Annotated in this window: 18 protein-coding genes and 1 riboswitch; all 18 genes read right to left on the reverse strand. The window is 46.7% G+C overall.

The window, feature by feature from the left end:
* Positions 1–15: 15 nt before the first annotated feature.
* The gene (locus tag MKY92_RS19230; RefSeq protein WP_339297321.1) at positions 16–741 is read right to left on the reverse strand and encodes a DUF2953 domain-containing protein; all 726 of its coding nucleotides are present in this window, start codon (positions 739–741) and stop codon (positions 16–18) included.
* 190 nt (positions 742–931) lie between these two features.
* Positions 932–1,588: an SMC-Scp complex subunit ScpB gene (gene scpB / locus MKY92_RS19235; protein ID WP_339297322.1), complete on the reverse strand. Its 657-nt coding sequence runs from the start codon at positions 1,586–1,588 to the stop codon at positions 932–934.
* Positions 1,557–2,357 (reverse strand): segregation/condensation protein A, encoded by an 801-nt coding sequence (locus MKY92_RS19240; RefSeq protein WP_076328266.1) that lies wholly within the window; start codon positions 2,355–2,357, stop codon positions 1,557–1,559. The genes scpB and MKY92_RS19240 overlap by 32 nt, the downstream gene beginning before the upstream one ends.
* A 104-nt stretch (positions 2,358–2,461) precedes the next feature.
* Entirely contained in the window at positions 2,462–2,929 is a 468-nt protein-coding gene (ribE, locus tag MKY92_RS19245; RefSeq protein ID WP_076215868.1) for a 6,7-dimethyl-8-ribityllumazine synthase, read from the reverse strand.
* Positions 2,930–3,030: 101 nt separating this feature from the next.
* The gene (locus MKY92_RS19250; RefSeq protein ID WP_076215865.1) at positions 3,031–4,263 is read right to left on the reverse strand and encodes a bifunctional 3,4-dihydroxy-2-butanone-4-phosphate synthase/GTP cyclohydrolase II; all 1,233 of its coding nucleotides are present in this window, start codon (positions 4,261–4,263) and stop codon (positions 3,031–3,033) included.
* A 32-nt stretch (positions 4,264–4,295) separates the two neighbouring features.
* The gene (gene ribE / locus MKY92_RS19255) at positions 4,296–4,964 is read right to left on the reverse strand and encodes a riboflavin synthase (RefSeq protein ID WP_150364570.1); all 669 of its coding nucleotides are present in this window, start codon (positions 4,962–4,964) and stop codon (positions 4,296–4,298) included.
* 61 nt (positions 4,965–5,025) lie between these two features.
* Entirely contained in the window at positions 5,026–6,129 is a 1,104-nt protein-coding gene (gene ribD, locus MKY92_RS19260; protein ID WP_339297323.1) for a bifunctional diaminohydroxyphosphoribosylaminopyrimidine deaminase/5-amino-6-(5-phosphoribosylamino)uracil reductase RibD, read from the reverse strand.
* 323 nt (positions 6,130–6,452) lie between these two features.
* Positions 6,453–6,621: riboswitch (FMN riboswitch) on the reverse strand.
* A gap of 168 nt (positions 6,622–6,789) precedes the next feature.
* Positions 6,790–8,097: a hypothetical protein gene (locus MKY92_RS19265; protein WP_339301845.1), complete on the reverse strand. Its 1,308-nt coding sequence runs from the start codon at positions 8,095–8,097 to the stop codon at positions 6,790–6,792.
* A 113-nt stretch (positions 8,098–8,210) separates the two neighbouring features.
* Positions 8,211–8,642, reverse strand: a complete 432-nt coding sequence (locus MKY92_RS19270; protein WP_017687646.1) for a peptidylprolyl isomerase — start codon at positions 8,640–8,642, stop codon at positions 8,211–8,213.
* Positions 8,643–8,890: 248 nt separating this feature from the next.
* Positions 8,891–10,222, reverse strand: coding sequence for a diaminopimelate decarboxylase (lysA, locus tag MKY92_RS19275; protein WP_339301846.1), 1,332 nt, complete (start codon positions 10,220–10,222; stop codon positions 8,891–8,893).
* Positions 10,223–10,325: 103 nt separating this feature from the next.
* Positions 10,326–11,993 (reverse strand): spore germination protein, encoded by a 1,668-nt coding sequence (locus tag MKY92_RS19280; RefSeq protein WP_339297324.1) that lies wholly within the window; start codon positions 11,991–11,993, stop codon positions 10,326–10,328.
* 24 nt (positions 11,994–12,017) lie between these two features.
* Complete coding sequence (locus MKY92_RS19285) at positions 12,018–12,446, reverse strand: stage V sporulation protein AB (protein ID WP_026080996.1); 429 nt, start codon at positions 12,444–12,446, stop codon at positions 12,018–12,020.
* Positions 12,427–13,083: a stage V sporulation protein AA gene (locus MKY92_RS19290; RefSeq protein ID WP_339297325.1), complete on the reverse strand. Its 657-nt coding sequence runs from the start codon at positions 13,081–13,083 to the stop codon at positions 12,427–12,429. Before MKY92_RS19290 ends, MKY92_RS19285 begins: the two co-directional genes overlap by 20 nt.
* 692 nt (positions 13,084–13,775) lie before the next feature.
* Positions 13,776–14,531, reverse strand: coding sequence for an RNA polymerase sporulation sigma factor SigF (gene sigF / locus MKY92_RS19295; protein WP_036607856.1), 756 nt, complete (start codon positions 14,529–14,531; stop codon positions 13,776–13,778).
* Between the two features lie 14 nt (positions 14,532–14,545).
* Positions 14,546–15,001 carry an anti-sigma F factor gene (gene spoIIAB, locus MKY92_RS19300; protein ID WP_036672324.1) on the reverse strand — a complete coding sequence of 152 codons (456 nt, stop codon included), beginning with the start codon at positions 14,999–15,001 and terminating at the stop codon, positions 14,546–14,548.
* Complete coding sequence (gene spoIIAA, locus MKY92_RS19305) at positions 14,998–15,351, reverse strand: anti-sigma F factor antagonist (protein WP_017687636.1); 354 nt, start codon at positions 15,349–15,351, stop codon at positions 14,998–15,000. The genes spoIIAB and spoIIAA overlap by 4 nt, the downstream gene beginning before the upstream one ends.
* A 144-nt stretch (positions 15,352–15,495) precedes the next feature.
* Positions 15,496–16,617, reverse strand: a complete 1,122-nt coding sequence (locus tag MKY92_RS19310; RefSeq protein WP_339301847.1) for a D-alanyl-D-alanine carboxypeptidase family protein — start codon at positions 16,615–16,617, stop codon at positions 15,496–15,498.
* A 301-nt stretch (positions 16,618–16,918) separates the two neighbouring features.
* Positions 16,919–17,743 (reverse strand): purine-nucleoside phosphorylase, encoded by an 825-nt coding sequence (locus MKY92_RS19315; protein WP_339297326.1) that lies wholly within the window; start codon positions 17,741–17,743, stop codon positions 16,919–16,921.
* Between the last annotated feature and the right edge of the window lie 114 nt (positions 17,744–17,857).

A 17,857-nucleotide genomic window follows, 5' to 3' on the forward strand; every position in this document is an offset into this window, starting at 1 on the left:
GCTGTCTTCAAAGAGTTACGGTTTTGCCCCTTCAAGCTTTTGTTTCTCCTTGTGTTTACGACGCTGCTCCCGCAGTAGCTTGAACCACATCCGCCATCCACCCTCGACTTGTAACACTCGGGTTAATAACCTTATTCCTGCAACCATAATGGCTGTAATCCGGATCTTCAATCGGAATTCAAGTTCCGTCCGGAACTCCATCTCATCTGACCATACCGGTATAACTTCAAGCATTGGCGTCTTTTCAAACTTAACCTGATAGGTCAGAAAACCAATGATAATGGACTTGATTCCCCATACCCAACCCGTAAGGACAGCCGTATACGCTGCATCACTTACCCCGATGTGAGTAGACCAGGACAGTTGAGTCATATGTACGCGTGTGAGTGTTTGCTTAAGCCACAGCTTGAGCGCGTCCGTTGCCCTAAGCATGATTTTCACATCTTTAGCCCACTTCTTGACTTTGCGTTTGTTGACCCTCTCGCTTCCCTGGACCTCCCCTCTCGAATGATTCATGGATTGTTCGGTCTTGACCAGAAAACCTTCCTTCATATTGCGAAAAACAATACTCGGGATCTCATAGTTAATCCGCACAATTCCATAGAGAAGACGAACATTAATATTGGCGTAATCATCACTTTTATGTTTACTGAATGTAAAATGTACATGAACATTTGAGATGAGGACTGCGGCAATCAGCAATGCGAACAACAAACCGATTCCTCCAAGCCAAACCCACACAGGCCTTACCTCCAAGCCCTCAATTCTTTTTCTCGTCTAGTATGGCACTTTGAATAGGAAAAAATTCACGTCTGACCTAAAAATCCCATTTCATATTTGTTTGGAAAATGTTTTACACACCGTTTATCTAAAAACAATGCGCAAAAAAACCGACTCCACTGATGGGTGTCGGTTAGTATGAGCTTGCAAATTAGAGTGAAGAATCCATATTATCGTCTTCGCTGTCGATATGACTTAGATCATCCGCCGGATCAGCACTTTCCGGTTCCAGTTGTTGCAAATCCAGTTTGTTGAATAACAGTTGTGTCTCTTCTTCCAGGTTTTCCGAATCTTCGAACAAGCCTGGTTCCGGAAGGTCTTTAATTGAAGCCAGTCCGAAATAATCCAGGAATGACTTGGTCGTTCCGTACAAAATTGGTCGTCCGATCGCCTCGGCTCGTCCCACTTCAATAATCAGATCCTTATTCACAAGCGTATGAATGGCCCGCTCCGATTTTACACCGCGGATTTCCTCAATCTCTACCCGTGTAATGGGCTGCCGGTACGCTACAATAGCCAGCGTCTCCAGAGCCGCTTGGGATAAGGAAGTGCGTGCTGGAGAGTATGCCAGTTTCTCAAAATACACAGCATGCTCAGGCAAGGTGCCCAACTGAACTACACCCGCGATCTTGAGAATCTGTACACCTCGTCCCTGCTGTGAAAATTCATGAATCATCTCCTCAATCGCGTCCGTTACAAGCTCCACTCGCTGGTCGACGATCTCGGCGATTTGTTTGATACTCAGACCTTCTTCTCCGGACAAAAACAGCAGGCCTTCAATAATCGATTTCAATTTCGGAAAATCCATGATTCTTTGTTTCCCCTCTCCACTCCATAACGATATCCTCAAACATCCGTTCCTGATAACAGACAATCTGCTTCATCTTCATCAGTTCCAGCACCGCCAGAAAAGTGACAACAATCTCATGGCGATAGATATGCTCATCCATCAACTTGGAGAATAACAGTCTGCCTCCCGGCCCCATACTTTCCAAAGCGCCGATGACATCCCGTATCCGGTCCTTAACCGAAATCTCATCCCGTTTGATTCGGGTTACAGTTGTGCGCTTCTCAGCCTTGCGTAGCGCCTTCTGAAAGGCTGCAATCAGGTCAGAGGTGTGTAAACCCTCAACCGGGTTCGATTGGGCTTCTACGGGCATATAGGGGCGCAGATCCTCGGGCTCTTTGGAAAATATAAGGCTGCGTTCCCACTCCCGTTCATGAAGATGACGCGCAATTCCCTTATACTTGCGATATTCTATCAGACGTGCAATCAGCTCTGCACGTGGATCATAATCTTCTTCTTCCATAAAATCATAATCCTCAAAGTCCTCAATTACCGGTGGTTTGGGCAGTAAAAGTTTGCTCTTGATCGACAGCAATGTTGCTGCCATGACCAGAAATTCACTCGTAATATCCAGTTCCAGTTCCTGCATCGAATGCAGATACGCCATGTATTGATCGGTAATATCGCTGATGGGAATATCCTGGATATGAATTTCAGCCTTATCAATCAGATGAAGCAGCAGATCCAAAGGCCCTTCAAAAGTCTCCAGTTTGTATGTAACTACCGTCACTAGACGAATCCTCCCGCCAGAAAAATACAAAACCCTGCTAAGCCGTCCGAATCCGGTTTCCCGTGTTCGTCTGCGCAAAGCAGGGCACTACTATTAAATAAGCACTATTTTAGCTGTTTCGTCAAGTTTGCCATCTCAATTGCCGCCGTAGCTGCATCCCAACCTTTGTTACCCGCCTTGGTTCCGGCACGTTCAATTGCTTGTTCAATATTTTCTGTTGTAACCAGACCAAAGATTGTAGGCACGCCAGTTTTCAGGTTAATTGCCGCTACCCCTTTAGCCATCTCGTTGCACACATAATCGTAATGCGTAGTGGACCCACGAATGACAGTTCCCAAGGTAATTACTGCATCATACTTGCCACTCTCCGCCATTTTCTGCGCTATTAAAGGAATTTCGAACGCACCTGGAACCCAGGCTACATCCACTTCCTCATCCTTCACGCCGTGACGTTTGAATGCATCGAGCGCTGCGCTAAGCAATTTGCTCGTGATGAATTCGTTGAAACGTCCAACAACAACTCCATATCTTAATCCTTCTGATACTAAATGTCCTTCAAAAAATTGTGCCATTCATGTCATCTCCCTAACGGTATAATGTAATGTAAGTAACGGAAATCCCTAATCAATCTCTTCCATAAATTACATGGTGAACGTTATTCATCTAAAATTATTTACTCTTCGTTCTGCTCGATATCATCAAACTTGAGCATATGCCCCAACTTGGCTTGCTTGGTGTGAAGATAAACCGTATTGTCCTCGTTCTCCTCCATCTGGATCGCGACACGCTCTACCACTTCAAGTCCATATCCTTCAAGGCCTTTAATTTTACGAGGGTTGTTAGTTAACAGTCTGATCTGACGAACTCCAAGGTCTTTTAGAATTTGAGCGCCAATTCCGTAATCACGCAAGTCGGCAGCAAAACCCAAACTCAGGTTTGCGTCAACAGTATCCATACCTTCCTCTTGCAGCTTATAGGCTTTGAGCTTGTTGATCAGCCCAATCCCCCGACCTTCCTGTCTCATATATAACAGTACGCCATTGCCTTCCTCGTGAATCTGTTTGAGTGCCGCATCAAACTGCGGACCACAGTCACAACGATGCGAATGGAATACATCACCTGTCAAACATTCAGAGTGCACACGTACAAGCACAGGTTTCGAACCATCAATTTCTCCTTTGACCAAAGCCACGTGTTCCTTATTGTCCACAGCATTTGTATAAGCCACCGCTTGAAACTCACCAAAGTCCGTTGGCATGCGTACAGCCACTTCACGTTGAACCAGCTGCTCTTTTTCGTTACGATAACGAATCATGTCCTGAATACTGATCAGCTTCAGATCATGTTTACGGGCAATCTCCTGCAGATCCGGAAGTCTGGCCATCGTGCCATCTTCCTTAATCACTTCACAGATAACGCCAGCAGGGTAGGAACCACACATGATAGCGAGATCTACTGCAGCTTCCGTATGTCCGGCACGCCGAAGTACACCGCCGTCTTTTGCAATCAACGGGAACATGTGACCAGGCTTACGGAAGTCCCCGGCTTTCGCCTCAGGATCAATCAGACCTTTCACAGTAATAGAGCGTTCATGTGCCGAGATACCTGTTGTCGTATCTTTGTGGTCCACAGAGACGGTGAAGGCTGTTCCATGGAAATCCGTATTTTGTTGAACCATTGGTTTCAGGTTAAGTTCGTCCGCACGTTGTTGTGTAATCGGAACACAGACCAGACCTCTACCTTCAGTAATCATGAAATTAATGACTTCAGGTGTCGCCTTTTCGGCCAAAGCGATAAAATCGCCTTCATTCTCCCGATCTTCATCATCCACAACAATGACGGGTTTACCACGCATAAGATCATATATGGCTTCTTCTATTGTGTCCAGAATGGATTGTTCTGACATTGGTCCACCTCCAGTTAATTTCTGTTCTCTATTTATGCAAATCCGTGATTGGCGAGAAAATCTTCACTGATACTGCGCGGCTTGCCAGCACCCGTCTCCCGATGTCCTCTCCCATACTGGAGCAGATGATCCACATATTTGCCCAAAATATCACATTCGATATTAATGGTATCCCCTGTCTTTTTCACATTTAGTACAGTTTCACCAATGGTATGCGGGATAATGGAAACTGTGAATGCCGTATCCGACGTATGGACAACGGTCAAACTAATGCCATCCAGTGTAACCGATCCTTTGGGGATCAGATATTTGAACAACTGATGATCATCAGGCTTGATCTCAAACACAATTGCATTCTGATCACGTGTTATACTGCCAATCACTCCAGTACCATCGACATGGCCCTGAACGATATGGCCGCCAAAACGACCGCCTGATTGCATGGCCCGCTCCAGATTAACTTTACTGCCAGATTGCAGCTGACTGAGATTGGTATGGCGATAGGTTTCAGGCATTACATCGGCGGTAAAACCTCCACCTTCGAGCGTTGTGGCAGTTAAGCACACGCCGTTCACTGCTACACTATCACCAATCTTCAGATCGTCCATGATGGCGGAAGCTCCGATATTCAGGACCATCGCTTCGCCTTTCCGACCAATACGCCGGATCTGACCAACTTCTTCCACCAAACCGGTAAACATGCTGCCGCCTCCCTTTTTCAAGTTATAAAGAACCTAACTTGCTTCTTTTAAATTCAATTATTTATTCAGGCCACACCGGAATGCCACCAATGCTGATATTATCTCCAACTTGTTCGATCTCCAACTGATTCAATTGAATGGCCTGATTCATACGTTCCACACCCTCGAATCGGAAGCTTCCAGGTGTATCATAACCGCCTACAATCTTCGGAGCGATAAACATGAGCAGTCGATCAACCAACCGCGCCTCCAGCATGGCTCCATTCAAGGTACCTCCACCTTCAAGCAAAATTGAACCAATGTCACGCTCACCCAACTTGCTAAGTCCGTTTAACAGATCCACACGTGGTCCAGGACCACAGCGTATAATTTCGACGCCGTAGGCTTCCAAACGTTCAGCAGCTTCAGGACTGGCTTCGTCTGTTGTCAGCACCCATGTCGGAGCAAGACCATCCTTAACCATTTTGGCACCTACGGGAAGACGTAACTTGGAATCCACCACAATGCGCACCGGACTAATGCCTTCGACTTGCAAACGGGTTGTAAGTTCCGGATTATCGGCAATCACTGTGTCGACGCCAACCATAATTCCCTGGTGACGATGACGAAGGGCATGCACAATCTCACGAGCAGGCTCGTTCGAGATCCACTTGCTGTCTCCGCTGCGAGTAGCAATTTTCCCATCCAAAGTTGTAGCTGTCTTCAACGTCACAAAAGGTAGACCCGTTGTAATATACTTAATGAATTTTTCATTCATGCGTCTTCCACGCTCACGCAGTACGCCAACTTCAACTTCAATGCCTTGTTGACGAAGCATGCTTATGCCTCTGCCGGATACTTGCGGATTTGGATCTTCACAACATACCACAACACGTTTCACCTTTTCATGAATCAGGCGTTCACTACAAGGTGGCGTCTTGCCATAATGACTACAAGGCTCAAGTGTAACGTATACCGTACTTCCTTCTGCATCACTGCCTGCCATGTTAAGTGCATGCACCTCTGCATGACCGGTTCCACGTTTCAGATGGCTCCCCAGGCCTACAATACGACCTTCTTTTACAACTACACATCCAACGACCGGATTGATGCCCGTCTGTCCCTGTGCTCGTTCCGCCATATCCAATGCCAGTGCCATATAAAATTCATCATTGATCATTTCCAAATCCGTTCACCCCGCGGTTTAAAGTCTTGTTTATTAAAAAATCCCCGTCGAACAATCAGTTCGATGGGGATGATGAGAGACAAATGTCAACAGCAGGAGTGAAATGGATACAGCACGCCAACACTTTGCCTAAAACTTCATTTCGGGCAAGTGAAAATAGACACATACCTTAATGAACATCAATTACAGGTAAAGAGCTTTTAAAGTGCGGCATATGTATGGAACTGTCCGACGTAACCGGATCTTCCCTGCACAGTGCAAGACATCACACATCGTGACCGTGCAGCAATACTCCTGCTGAATGCAAACCTGTTAGGTCTGCACCTCTCCTTCTCCCATCCAGACTATACTGTCGGTTCTGGAATTACACCAGATCAGCCATCTGCCAATGGCAGACAGGTCACGGACTTTGCATCAAGTGCTGGACACATAGGTCCTTACACTTCCTGCATCACCGCCGGTAGGGAATTACACCCTGCCCTGAAGGATTGCTTTCGTTATTACTTGGATGTTAGCACTTTAATGCCAAAAAATCAATTGTTTTTTGTTCCTTTTTGTCACATACTAACTTTAAATAAGCTAAGAAACAACAAAAACCGCTTCCTCTTAAGTGGGTACGGTTTTTGCTTGGAGACACATTTTCACATCCATCGTATCATTCTACATATCAGGAAAACACCAGCTCGCCATATGCTTTAATTCTTTGGCATTATGGAATGGAGTGCGGTCAGGTTCTTGCAGGGGCGAAGTCGGAAGCGGGAACTCTCGTGCGACCCTTCTGATCCAACTTGTGGAATCAATCGCAATAGCCGAGCATTTCCAGCGTCCATTCGCTCTCGGTCGAAATGTCCCATGTAAATCTGCTTTTCTCGGCATCTCTGGAAAGATACCCTCCAGATATTCGACGATGACGCGTTTGTCTCTGACTTCATGACAATAAACTGTCACCCATACACCTTCCCGGACCCGAACAGCATACACATCGCCAGACTGTACCTCCCCGGTACCTGCATCAGGAGATGCCTTTGGCACTTTTCCGCGAACACTTCTCTTCTTCTCCAATACACCTAAGATCGTGTCCTTTACAGCTGGACTCTCATCAGGCTTATCCGCAAGAGATATATTATTCAGATCAAACTCATGAAATATCTTGTTCAGGTTGTTCTCATTAATTCCGACAGATGAATCCCACCACGCCAGAGGGGCCTGCACTTCAACCCGCACATTGGGGCGTGCGTCACGTTGGATATAAGAGGTAAATTCCGTGATCATACCAGGATGCTCCGGCGTATCCAGTATGCCAATCAGAGCTAACGTCTCAAGCAAATCACGGTAGGCATATTCCTTCTGTGTAGGCAAAAGACGTTCCTTCTTGAGCGCTACTGCTGCCTTGCTGTAACGTGTTTTGGGAGGTAACTCGCGCAGCAACGTTAACACCGCACGGAATGTCCAGCGGTCGTAATCATTGGGTATTGGAATCTCCTTCGCGGTAGCCAGTTCTCGAAGTGCCAACACATATCCAAAAGGATCACCGTCCAACGGGGTTCCATTGGTCATCCGCCAATACCATTGCAGCGTCGTGTCGGTTGCTTGATCTACACTTAATCCGCAGATCTTGCAAGTGTTCGAAGATGGATATGGCGTATGTTCATGACTTGGCATACTGCTCGCAATAAGCTTGCCCGTAAGCAACGAGCGCCAGATCATGGGTGCGGACCACAAAGAGGATACAAAAGCCTGCGCTGCATCATTTATCGTCCATTGATTTGCAACTTTTTTCAGCTCAGTAATCGCTTCATCATGTTGCGGACGTACAAATCGATTCGGTTCATGCCCAGCTGCCTCTAACGCTTCTCGATCCTTTACGGACAGACTATCCGGAACGACATGCCGCGATGCCTGCAGTTCTTCATCCCACAACGTGCGCTCACTATAAATTTGTTTTAACAAGCTTAGCTGAGTAACCATATCCAAGATTTTATTCATCCTTTCTAATCATCGATTTCAAGTATGTAAAAAAATAAAAAAAGTGCTTCTATAAAAGAAGCACTTCATGTTTGGATCCAGTTAAGGTGAAGGTATTAAGCTTCTACAACTTCAACAGTTTCCATTTTGTCTTTACCTTCTAAAGCGTCCACGAATTCCATACCTTTAGTTACTTTACCAAATACAGTATGTTGTCCATCCAAATGTGGTTGAGGTTGGTAGCAGATGTAGAACTGGCTTCCACCTGTGTTACGGCCAGCATGTGCCATAGCAAGTGTTCCGCGCTCATGTTTGTTGGGGTTAATTTCACAGTTGATTGTGTAACCTGGGCCACCTGCACCGGAACCGTTAGGGCATCCGCCTTGAGCTACAAAGCCCGGGATAACACGGTGGAATGTAAGACCATTGTAGAAACCGGAGTTAGCCAGTTTCTCAAAGTTTGCTACTGTGTTTGGAGCTTCTTGATCGAACAGATCGATCAAAACTTCTCCGCCGTTTGCCAATTTAATTTTCGCTTGTTTCGCCATATGTAAATGACTCCTTTCGTATTGACCATCGTTAATGGTGCCAGAACGCATGACCCTGGGCCAAGCATTACAGCACTTTTCTTAGTGTACACCGAAAATGTCTGGATCGCAAAAAAAACGGCAACTTTTTTCATGATTTAGTTCAAATACGCAAAAAGCAGACGAAAAAGGAAGGTCCCTTTTCATCTGCTTCAACTGCAAAATCCCTATATCTTGAATAATGCAGAACCGCATTATCTTTTGACGAATTAGCGAGTAACTGGCTGTTTGCCAATACGCGCTGGTACCAGGTCATTCTGGATTATATCCTGATACGTCTCACGGCGTACCACGACATCTCCTTGACCGTCTTTGACAAATACAACGGCCGGACGACGAATCCGGTTGTAGTTGCTCGCCATGGAGTAGTTATATGCACCTGTGCAAGCTACAGCGAGTAGGTCGCCACTTTCCACTTTTGGCAGGTCCAGATCCCAGATCAACATATCGCCACTCTCGCAACATTTACCCGCAACGGATACTGTTTCCTGAGCAGCCTCATTCGCACGATTGGCAAGCACAGCTTCATACTTGGATTCATACAAAGCAGGACGTGGGTTATCAGTCATACCACCATCAACGGCAACGTATTTACGCACGCCTGGAATGTCTTTGCTAGTTCCAACGGTATACAGTGTTGTTCCCGCTTCACCCACGATGCTGCGGCCTGGCTCAACCCAGATCTCAGGTACGGCATAGCCGATTTGAGCAAAATGATTTTTAACGGCGTCTGTAATAGCCTTCACGTATTGTGCAACTTCAAGTGGAGTATCTCCATCGATATAACGGATTCCGAATCCACCACCCAGGTTAACCACTTTGAAAGCAACATTAAGACGCTCATATACACTTGCTGCAAATTCGGCAACACGTTGAACCGCCATCTGGAAGCCTTCAACTTCGAAGATCTGGGAACCGATGTGGGAATGCACACCGAGCAATACCAGGTTAGACTGCTTGGAAGCCAAGTCAATCGCTTCATATGCTGTACCATTACCGATATCAAATCCAAATTTGGAATCCGTTTGACCTGTGGAAATATATTCATGCGTATGTGCCTCAACACCAGGCGTCACACGAAGCAAAATGTTCACTTTACGATTTTTGTCCGCTGCTACAGCCTGCAACAGATGCAATTCATTGAAGTTATCAACAACAAAACATCCGATCTCCGCATCAAGAGCCATTTCGATCTCTTCCAACGTTTTGTTGTTACCGTGGAAGTGAATGCGCTCAGCCGGGAATCCTGCTTGCAGTGCAGTAAACAGTTCACCATCAGATACAACATCCAGGGAAAGTCCTTCTTCTGCTGCAAGGGCACACATCGCCATTACACAGAATGCTTTACTTGCGTAAGCAACCTGGAAGCCCAGTCCGGAAGCACGGAATGCTTCCATGTACTCTCTGCAACGCTCGCGAACCAATTGCTCGTCCACAACGTACAGGGGAGTTCCAAATTGTTCTTTCAGATCTGTTGCATCAACTCCGCCAATCTCCAGATGTCCTTGCGCATTTATTTTACTTGTACCATGTAAATACATAATCTGCATTCCTCACTTTTTATATACTGGAACAATTGATATTCCAATGATTTTACACCAGTATATCAAATTAGGCAGCGAGATGAATGGATTTTTCGGAAGATCATTTGTGTTTTTTACTTTTTCGCAGTTCCCCGTCCGGATCATCGGACATTTTGGTGTTGTCACGGGTTTTATTAAATGATGGACGTTTTTTATTTTCCAGCAACGGAAGCCGAAATAAAAAATTGCCCAGGGCCTTTGCATTAAACGGTATAAAAGGCCAGAGATACGAAGAATTGTACGACCGGTGAACGGTAAGCGCCAATATGAGCAAGGTACAGCCCACGACCAATCCCGGAACCTTGAATATCGCAACAGCAATTAACAGAACCAACCTGACTAGCCTGTTGGCAAGTCCAAGCTCGTAACTCGGTGTGGCAAACATTCCGATGGCTGCGATAGCCATATAGAGTACAACTTCATTGACAAAATATCCTGTTTTGACGGCGATATCCCCGACTAGAATTGCCGCGATCAAGCCCATCGCCGATGCCAGAGGTGTAGGCGTATGAACCGCCGCCATCCGTAATAAATCGACGCCAAGTTCAATCAGGAGAAATTGCAGAATAATCGGCAGCTTTACATTTTCCTGCGGACCAATGAAGTCAAGTCCCATCGGTTTAATCGAAGGATCAATTACCATGAGAAGCCATAACGGTAGCAAAAACAGCGAGATGAGAATCCCTGCAAAACGCACCCATCGTAAATACGTTCCCATCAATGCCGTCTGTCTGTTTTCCTCCGCATGCTCACACAGGTCGAAGAAGGTCGTAGGCAGAATCATCACACTGGGGGAAGTGTCTACGAAAATGACAACTCGCCCTTCCAGCAAATGGGAGGCTGTAACATCCGGCCGTTCCGAGTAACGAACGAGCGGGAATGGGTTCCAACCCTTGTTGATAATCGCTTCCTCTAGCTGCTTGTCGGCTGCGGGAATACCATCGATATCCACTCGCTGTATTTTTTCACGAACGGAATCTACCTGCACTTTATCCACAATATCGTCAATATACACCACACAGACATCGGTTTGTGTTCTCCGCCCCACCTGCATAATTTCGAATTTCAGTCCTGGGTCGCGTATTCTGCGGCGCACCAGGGTTACATTGGTCAGGAGTGTTTCGGTAAAGCCGTCTCTGGAACCTCGGACTACCCTTTCCAATGAAGGCTCTTCGGGTGAACGTACCGGATAACTCCGGGTATCCATAATTAAGACCGAGCGGTCCCCCTCAACGAACATTGCGCTCATCCCGGTAAGAACCTTGTTGATGACCGCACTCATCTTGTCGACTTTTTCCACCTGAATATGGGGAATGTAACATTCAAAATAGGATTTGAGAGCATGTCCGGACACGTCATCTGGCGTGAGATAGGTCAGTCTTTTCAACACTTCAAGTAAAATCTCATCCTTGGCAAAACCGGTAATCATCAGCAATCCAACATGCTTGCCACCCAGGACCATTTCCCTCATATTAACATCGAACGATTCTCCAAGCCCCAGTACCTGTTGCAGCGTATATTTGTTCTCACTCATGCGTGGGGAGATATCATCGTTTTCCTGCCAATATTGTACGGATTCCTCAATGCTGTCGGACATCTCATTTTGTTTTTTCTTATTGTACGCTTTCTCCTCTTCTTCCTTCTGAATCTCATAAGCAGACTTTTGTAACATCTCTTCCGTTATACCTTCACTATTTTCCTGGCCTGTGTGCTCCGTTCGTTCATCCATCTTCCATCCTCCTATGGCCACGAGTTACCGCTGATATATAAAAAAATCAAACAGGGAACCTGTCATTTTGCCCAAAATCATGGCGAGCAGTAATCCAAACAAATAAGGTTTCATGCCCAATCGTTTGGCTAGTACGGGCAGTACATTGAGTACCTCAGTGAGCGCCGCGGCCAGCAGTCCGATGAACACGCCACAGAACAAACCAACGATTGGGCTGAGCAGCAGCACCCCATGCATTTTCCAGTGCCAGAAGTCCGCTACCGTCCCGAGCAGTGAACCACCTATTAGCGCCCCTTCGTACCAGTGAGTCTTGTCATACGATTGCGTAAGTTGAGCCAACCTTGGGATCATATCGAGCACCAGAATGAGCGCAATTACGCCGCTCCCTACGGCAATTCCCCCTGCAATACCCAATACAATGCTGATTGCTCCATTAAGAACGCTCATCCGCATTCATCTCCCTGCGTTCCTGCTCATGCATCCGTTCGCTCTCTTCAATCACCACATATTTATCTACATTTTGCTGGTATAGAAACATCTCCACTTCTAGCGGGGTAGGTTCCTCATTCCACTTTTTCTTGAACAAATGATTAAAAAATACGGCCATTCCGAATCCAATGCCAATGGAATACGCCACTTGGAACAAATAGGGATGTTCGTCCCGATGCCCAGTAAGCATCTCCACAATTCGAATCTGTACTTCCTGCATGTTCACATCGGCATGAAAATTCATGATGGTTAAGGCTGATCCAAAGAACAGCAGTAGCCAAACCAGAATGAACAGGGACTTGGAAGGTTGACCATTTCCCGCAATGACTTCAACCAACGTATGACCTGATCCCATCAGTTCCACACTTACCTCCGGCAAGATGTGCCGAATTCGGGGAATAATCTGCAATATATCAATGAGGATCAGATTGCCATCCTCCGGTCCAGGGCGCAGCAGTTCAAGCTCCAGTAGCCTGCCCTCCTGGTCTTCAGAAGAGGTCAGTACATGTGCAATGTCTCCAAGCTTGACTGCTCTGCCCCTCTGGATGCGAATACGGCTGCGCAGACGAATATAGACCATTGGAGTGGGTGTCTGGGACATCCAAAGCACTCCTTTACTGCGTAATTTAGGTTAGTATTTGAAGAATGTGCAAATTTATTACAAATTGGTTGGAAAAAAGGTGGAAGGCTGAGTTGACGCTGCGGGATGGATCGGTCACTGGTCGCTGTTATCCCCGGATTTCTTGAACTCTTCTTTTCAAGGAGGAAATCCGGTGCTAAAGGCGAACGCTACGCTCCTTTTGACCGATTCCATCCCTCCGCTACCCATCGTCCTCCCGTTTCCAAACGTTTATAATAAATATGCTGGGATGTGGGCAGGAAGGGAATTAAAAGAAGGACTTTTTTGGGGGGATTTTGCTCAGAATTTCATGACTCTTGAAGTTGTCTTCTGCATGCGTCTTAGAATACAACTGTGTGAAATTCGGAGACAAAGGCGCACGCTTCGCTTCTTCAGGTCTAATCTGCCGCCTGCGTTGCTTATGTATCCTTAGGTGAACCCTCACGCTTCGCTCCTTTTGACCGATTCCATTCCTCCGCTACCCATCGTCCTCCCATTTCCAAACGTTTGAAATAAATATGCTGGGGGAGTAGGCAGGAAGGGAATTAAAAGTGGGGATATTCGCTTTGTTTCTCTAACAACAAATAACCTCCCTCGCCATAATGCGCGATAGAAGGTTGTTAGTTGTCGTATATTGGTGCATAAGCGCCAATATTGTTGTTGCAATCCCAGAATCACTGCGCGATCTGGTCGCGGATGGATTGCAGTATTTTTTTCTCCAGACGTGATACTTGCACCTGAGATATTCCCAGCCTGCTGGCAACCTCGGATTGGGTCTGATCCCGGTAATACCGAAGATAAACGATTAACCGCTCCCGCTCACTGAGACCACCGATGGCTTCGTTCAGGGCCAGCTTGTCAAACCAACGTTCCTGAGACTCGTCGGCAATCTGATCCATTAACGTAATAGGATCACCGTCATTCTCGAATACCGTCTCATGGATGGAGGTCGGTGGTTTGTTCGCTTCCTGGGCAAATACGACTTCCTCCGGGGTTACCCCCAGCTCTGCGGCAACTTCCTTAATCGTTGGCAAACGATCCAGATGTTTGGACAGTTCGTCCCTTTTTTTGCGGACTTTATTCGCCATCTCTTTCAGTGAACGACTGACCTTCAAGGTACCGTCATCCCGCAGGAATCGCTGGATTTCTCCGATGATCATCGGTACCGCGTAGGTTGAGAACTTCACGTCATAACTGAGATCGAATTTGTCCACTGACTTGAGCAGACCGATACAACCAATCTGGAACAGATCTTCCGGATCATATCCCCTGTTCATAAAACGCTGTACGACGGACCAGACGAGTCTGATGTTGCAGTTCACCAGCGTATCCCGTGAGACATGGTCACCCGACTGACTGAGCGCAATCAGCCGTTTGACCTCGGCATCGTCCAAATAGGTCTGTGAAGATGGTTTCACTTCAGCATCCATAAGAACACCAACCCCTAATTATACAATGCTTTCTTGGATTCAATCCTTTTTTTCATCTTGATGGAGGTGCCTCTGCCGGGCTCACTGCTGACTTCGAATTCATCCATAAAGTTTTCCATAATGGTGAAGCCCATGCCCGACCGCTCAAGTTCGGGTTTGGACGTATATAGCGGCTGCTTGGCCAGTTCAAGATCTTCGATTCCTTCACCGCGGTCTTCCACAATAATTGTGATCATGTCTTCCCGAATCTCGGCCTGGATGGACACAACACCCTCGGAGTTATTGTTGTATCCATGGATGATGCTGTTGGTCACGGCTTCCGAAATGACCGTCTTCAGGTCACTGAGCTCGTCCATCGTTGGATCAAGCTGGGAGATAAACGCAGCAACGGTTACCCGTGCAAACGACTCATTCTCTGACTTGGCCGCGAATTGCAGATTCATGAAATTTGTCCCTGTTCCTTCATTCATGAGACGACCTCCAGACCTGAGAGAGCAGTTCCCTCATTTTCGTATATCGGCATAATCTTGAACAGACCCGACATTTCCAGCAAGCGGTACACTGGCGAATTGACGTCACAGACCACCATCTTGCCACCTTTATTCTTAATGAGCTTGTATCTTCCCAAAATGACACCCAGACCCGAACTGTCCATAAATTGCAGATCTTTCAGGCTGAGTACGAGATGCTCGCTTTGTCTCCGCTGGATAGCTTCATCCATTTGCATCCGTACCATGTCAGCTGTATGGTGATCCAGCTCCCCGGATAATCGTACAATCAGAATCCCGCGATGGTGTTCCATTTCCACATGCAAGTTCACGTTTGCTCACTCTCCTCCCTGTCTTAGAACAAGGATTTCTACGCTTCCGAAGGCTTTTCCTGCCCCCCGACAAAACTAGAAGAAAACCCCTATTTAACTACAAAATATGTTCGAAGGATGCGTGCAACTCGCAGAAATCGCCGTTTAGTCAAACAGATTGGACGTTGTCCGCTTGAACAGCTTCCACCAGCCAGCCTTATTCACATCCTGCGGAGCCTGAATGTCGAACTCCTTAATGACGTCGTTGCCCTGGTAAACCACCAGTTTACCTATACTTTGCCCAGCCTTGATCGGAGCTTTCAATTCTTTGGCGACCAGCAATTCATGCCGGATGTCATTGGATTTGGCTCCTTTGCGCATCAGCACACTATAATTTTGCGTGGCATTCAGAGGCAATTCGGCAACTTCACCTTTTTCAATTTTCAGACTGCCCAGCAGATCCCCTGCCTTGTAGAGCGCCTTCATCGTATATTGACTGAACGCATAGTCAAACATCGAAGATACTTCGCTGTTCCGTGTTTTGGTATTTGGTTCACCGAGTACCACGGAAACGACACGCAGTCCATCCTTGGACGCTGTTGCAGACAAGCAGAATTTCGCTTCGGAGGTATAACCTGTTTTCAAACCGTCTGCCCCTTCATAAAAACGAACCAGCTTGTTTGTGTTCACTAGCCAAAATGGCTTTTCCGAATCTTTGCGAAGATAATCCTGATATGCACCAGTGTACTTCGTAATCCCGGAATGCTTCAGCAGTTCACGGCTCATGACGGCAATGTCATGGGCAGACGAATAATGATTATCGACCGGCAGGCCGTTACAGTTGGCAAAATGAGTATCCTTCATGCCAAGCTCCTTCGCACGCTCATTCATCAGCTGTACAAAGGCTTCTTCTGAGCCAGCGATCTTCTCAGCCATCGCTACCGAGGCATCATTGCCTGATGCCATGGCAATCCCTTTTAACATATCATCGACCGTCATTTCTTCCCCAGGCTCCAGAAAGATCTGCGAACCGCCCATGGAAGCTGCATATTCGCTCGTTCTTACTTTGTCCGTCAGCTTCAGTTTGCCCGAGTCGATCGCTTCGATCGTAAGCAGCATTGTCATAATTTTCGTAATGCTCGCCGGAGGCAGCTGATCATGACTGTTTTTCTCATAAATGACCGTTCCCGTATCTGCATCCATTAAGATCGCAGAGCGCGCCGACGGGGCCAGATCAGTTCCTCCCGCTGCCTTCGGTTTTTCTTCAGCCAATGCTGTTGATGCCATAAGGGACAGCAGAATACAAAGGGTCATGAACGATGCCATTATTCTTTTCTTCACAAGGTTACCTCCTCAAATGACTTGCTTACTGCATGTTCCATGCATGTACTGCTAATCATTGTCGGCCCGTTTCCAGTAAATTATTCCATGTAAAGCATGATTTCCCGAACTTTTATTGAAAATGTGGTCAAAGCAAAAAAACGCACTGCATTCAACGAATGAGTAACCGTACGTTTATCACAACAAAAAAAGGTTACCCCCGATGATTTCTCATCCAAAGAGGTAACCCTATCTACTCAAATCTTGCTTACATTTGTGGAATAACCGCCAATACCAGCGCCAGGAACGACTCACGAACACGTTCCGTCGTTTCCATCACCTCATCATGTGACAGCGGCTGGTCCAGAATTCCGGCAGCCATGTTGCTGATACAGGAAATACCGAGTACTTCCAGACCTGCGTGGCGTGCCACGATCACTTCAGAAACAGTGGACATGCCCACTGCGTCTGCGCCCAATGTACGCAGCATTCTGATCTCTGCCGGTGTCTCGTAGTTCGGACCGAGCATACCTGCGTATACCCCTTCACGTACGTTAAAACCTTGTGAAGCGGCCGTATCCTTCGCCAGCGCACGCAAACGGCGGCTATATGCTTCGGACAGATCAGGGAAACGCACGCCCAGTGCAGCGTCATTTGGTCCGATCAGTGGATTTTTGCCTGTGAGATTTAAGTGATCAGAGATCAGCATCAAGTCTCCAGCTTCATACGACGTATTCACGCCGCCCGCAGCATTGGTTACAAGCAGGCCGCTTACACCCAGTTCTTTCATAACCCGTACCGGGAAAGCTGTCAATTCCGGACCATATCCTTCGTACATGTGGAAACGGCCTTTCATCATTACGACTGGACGACCTTTAATGGTTCCAACCAATAGTTCACCTTCATGTCCTTCTACTGTGGACACTGGAAAATGAGGAATATCCTGATAAGCGATACTTACGCCATCTTCAATCAATTCTGCAAGTACACCAAGACCCGAACCCAAAATCAAACCGACTTCCGGCTTGATGGAGCTTTTGCTTTGAATATAAGATGCTGCTTCCGAAATCATTTGTTGGTTTAATGCTGTCATACGATGTATGTTCCTCCTTGAGTTGAAACGATCCGTCTTATGTATAACGGCGTTTGGATGTATTCAATTTATTTTATCCTAAATCGGCCCAATGTTCCGCCCTTATTTGTGAAT

The sequence above is a fragment of the Paenibacillus sp. FSL R5-0623 genome, assembly GCF_037974265.1.
GTDB lineage: Bacteria > Bacillota > Bacilli > Paenibacillales > Paenibacillaceae > Paenibacillus.

Bases quoted from the DNA above. Each gene is read 5' to 3' on its own strand.
- scpB (WP_339297322.1), bottom strand. From the start codon at position 1,588: ATGGATTTTCCGAAATTGAAATCGATTATTGAAGGCCTGCTGTTTTTG.
- ribE (WP_076215868.1), bottom strand. From the start codon at position 2,929: ATGGCACAATTTTTTGAAGGACATTTAGTATCAGAAGGATTAAGATAT.
- MKY92_RS19250 (WP_076215865.1), bottom strand. From the start codon at position 4,263: ATGTCAGAACAATCCATTCTGGACACAATAGAAGAAGCCATATATGAT.
- ribE (WP_150364570.1), bottom strand. From the start codon at position 4,964: ATGTTTACCGGTTTGGTGGAAGAAGTTGGTCAGATCCGGCGTATTGGT.
- MKY92_RS19265 (WP_339301845.1), bottom strand. From the start codon at position 8,097: ATGGTTACTCAGCTAAGCTTGTTAAAACAAATTTATAGTGAGCGCACG.
- MKY92_RS19270 (WP_017687646.1), bottom strand. From the start codon at position 8,642: ATGGCGAAACAAGCGAAAATTAAATTGGCAAACGGCGGAGAAGTTTTG.
- lysA (WP_339301846.1), bottom strand. From the start codon at position 10,222: ATGTATTTACATGGTACAAGTAAAATAAATGCGCAAGGACATCTGGAG.
- MKY92_RS19280 (WP_339297324.1), bottom strand. From the start codon at position 11,993: ATGGATGAACGAACGGAGCACACAGGCCAGGAAAATAGTGAAGGTATA.
- MKY92_RS19285 (WP_026080996.1), bottom strand. From the start codon at position 12,446: ATGCGGATGAGCGTTCTTAATGGAGCAATCAGCATTGTATTGGGTATT.
- MKY92_RS19290 (WP_339297325.1), bottom strand. From the start codon at position 13,083: ATGTCCCAGACACCCACTCCAATGGTCTATATTCGTCTGCGCAGCCGT.
- sigF (WP_036607856.1), bottom strand. From the start codon at position 14,531: ATGGATGCTGAAGTGAAACCATCTTCACAGACCTATTTGGACGATGCC.
- spoIIAB (WP_036672324.1), bottom strand. From the start codon at position 15,001: ATGAATGAAGGAACAGGGACAAATTTCATGAATCTGCAATTCGCGGCC.
- MKY92_RS19310 (WP_339301847.1), bottom strand. From the start codon at position 16,617: ATGGCATCAACAGCATTGGCTGAAGAAAAACCGAAGGCAGCGGGAGGA.
- MKY92_RS19315 (WP_339297326.1), bottom strand. From the start codon at position 17,743: ATGACAGCATTAAACCAACAAATGATTTCGGAAGCAGCATCTTATATT.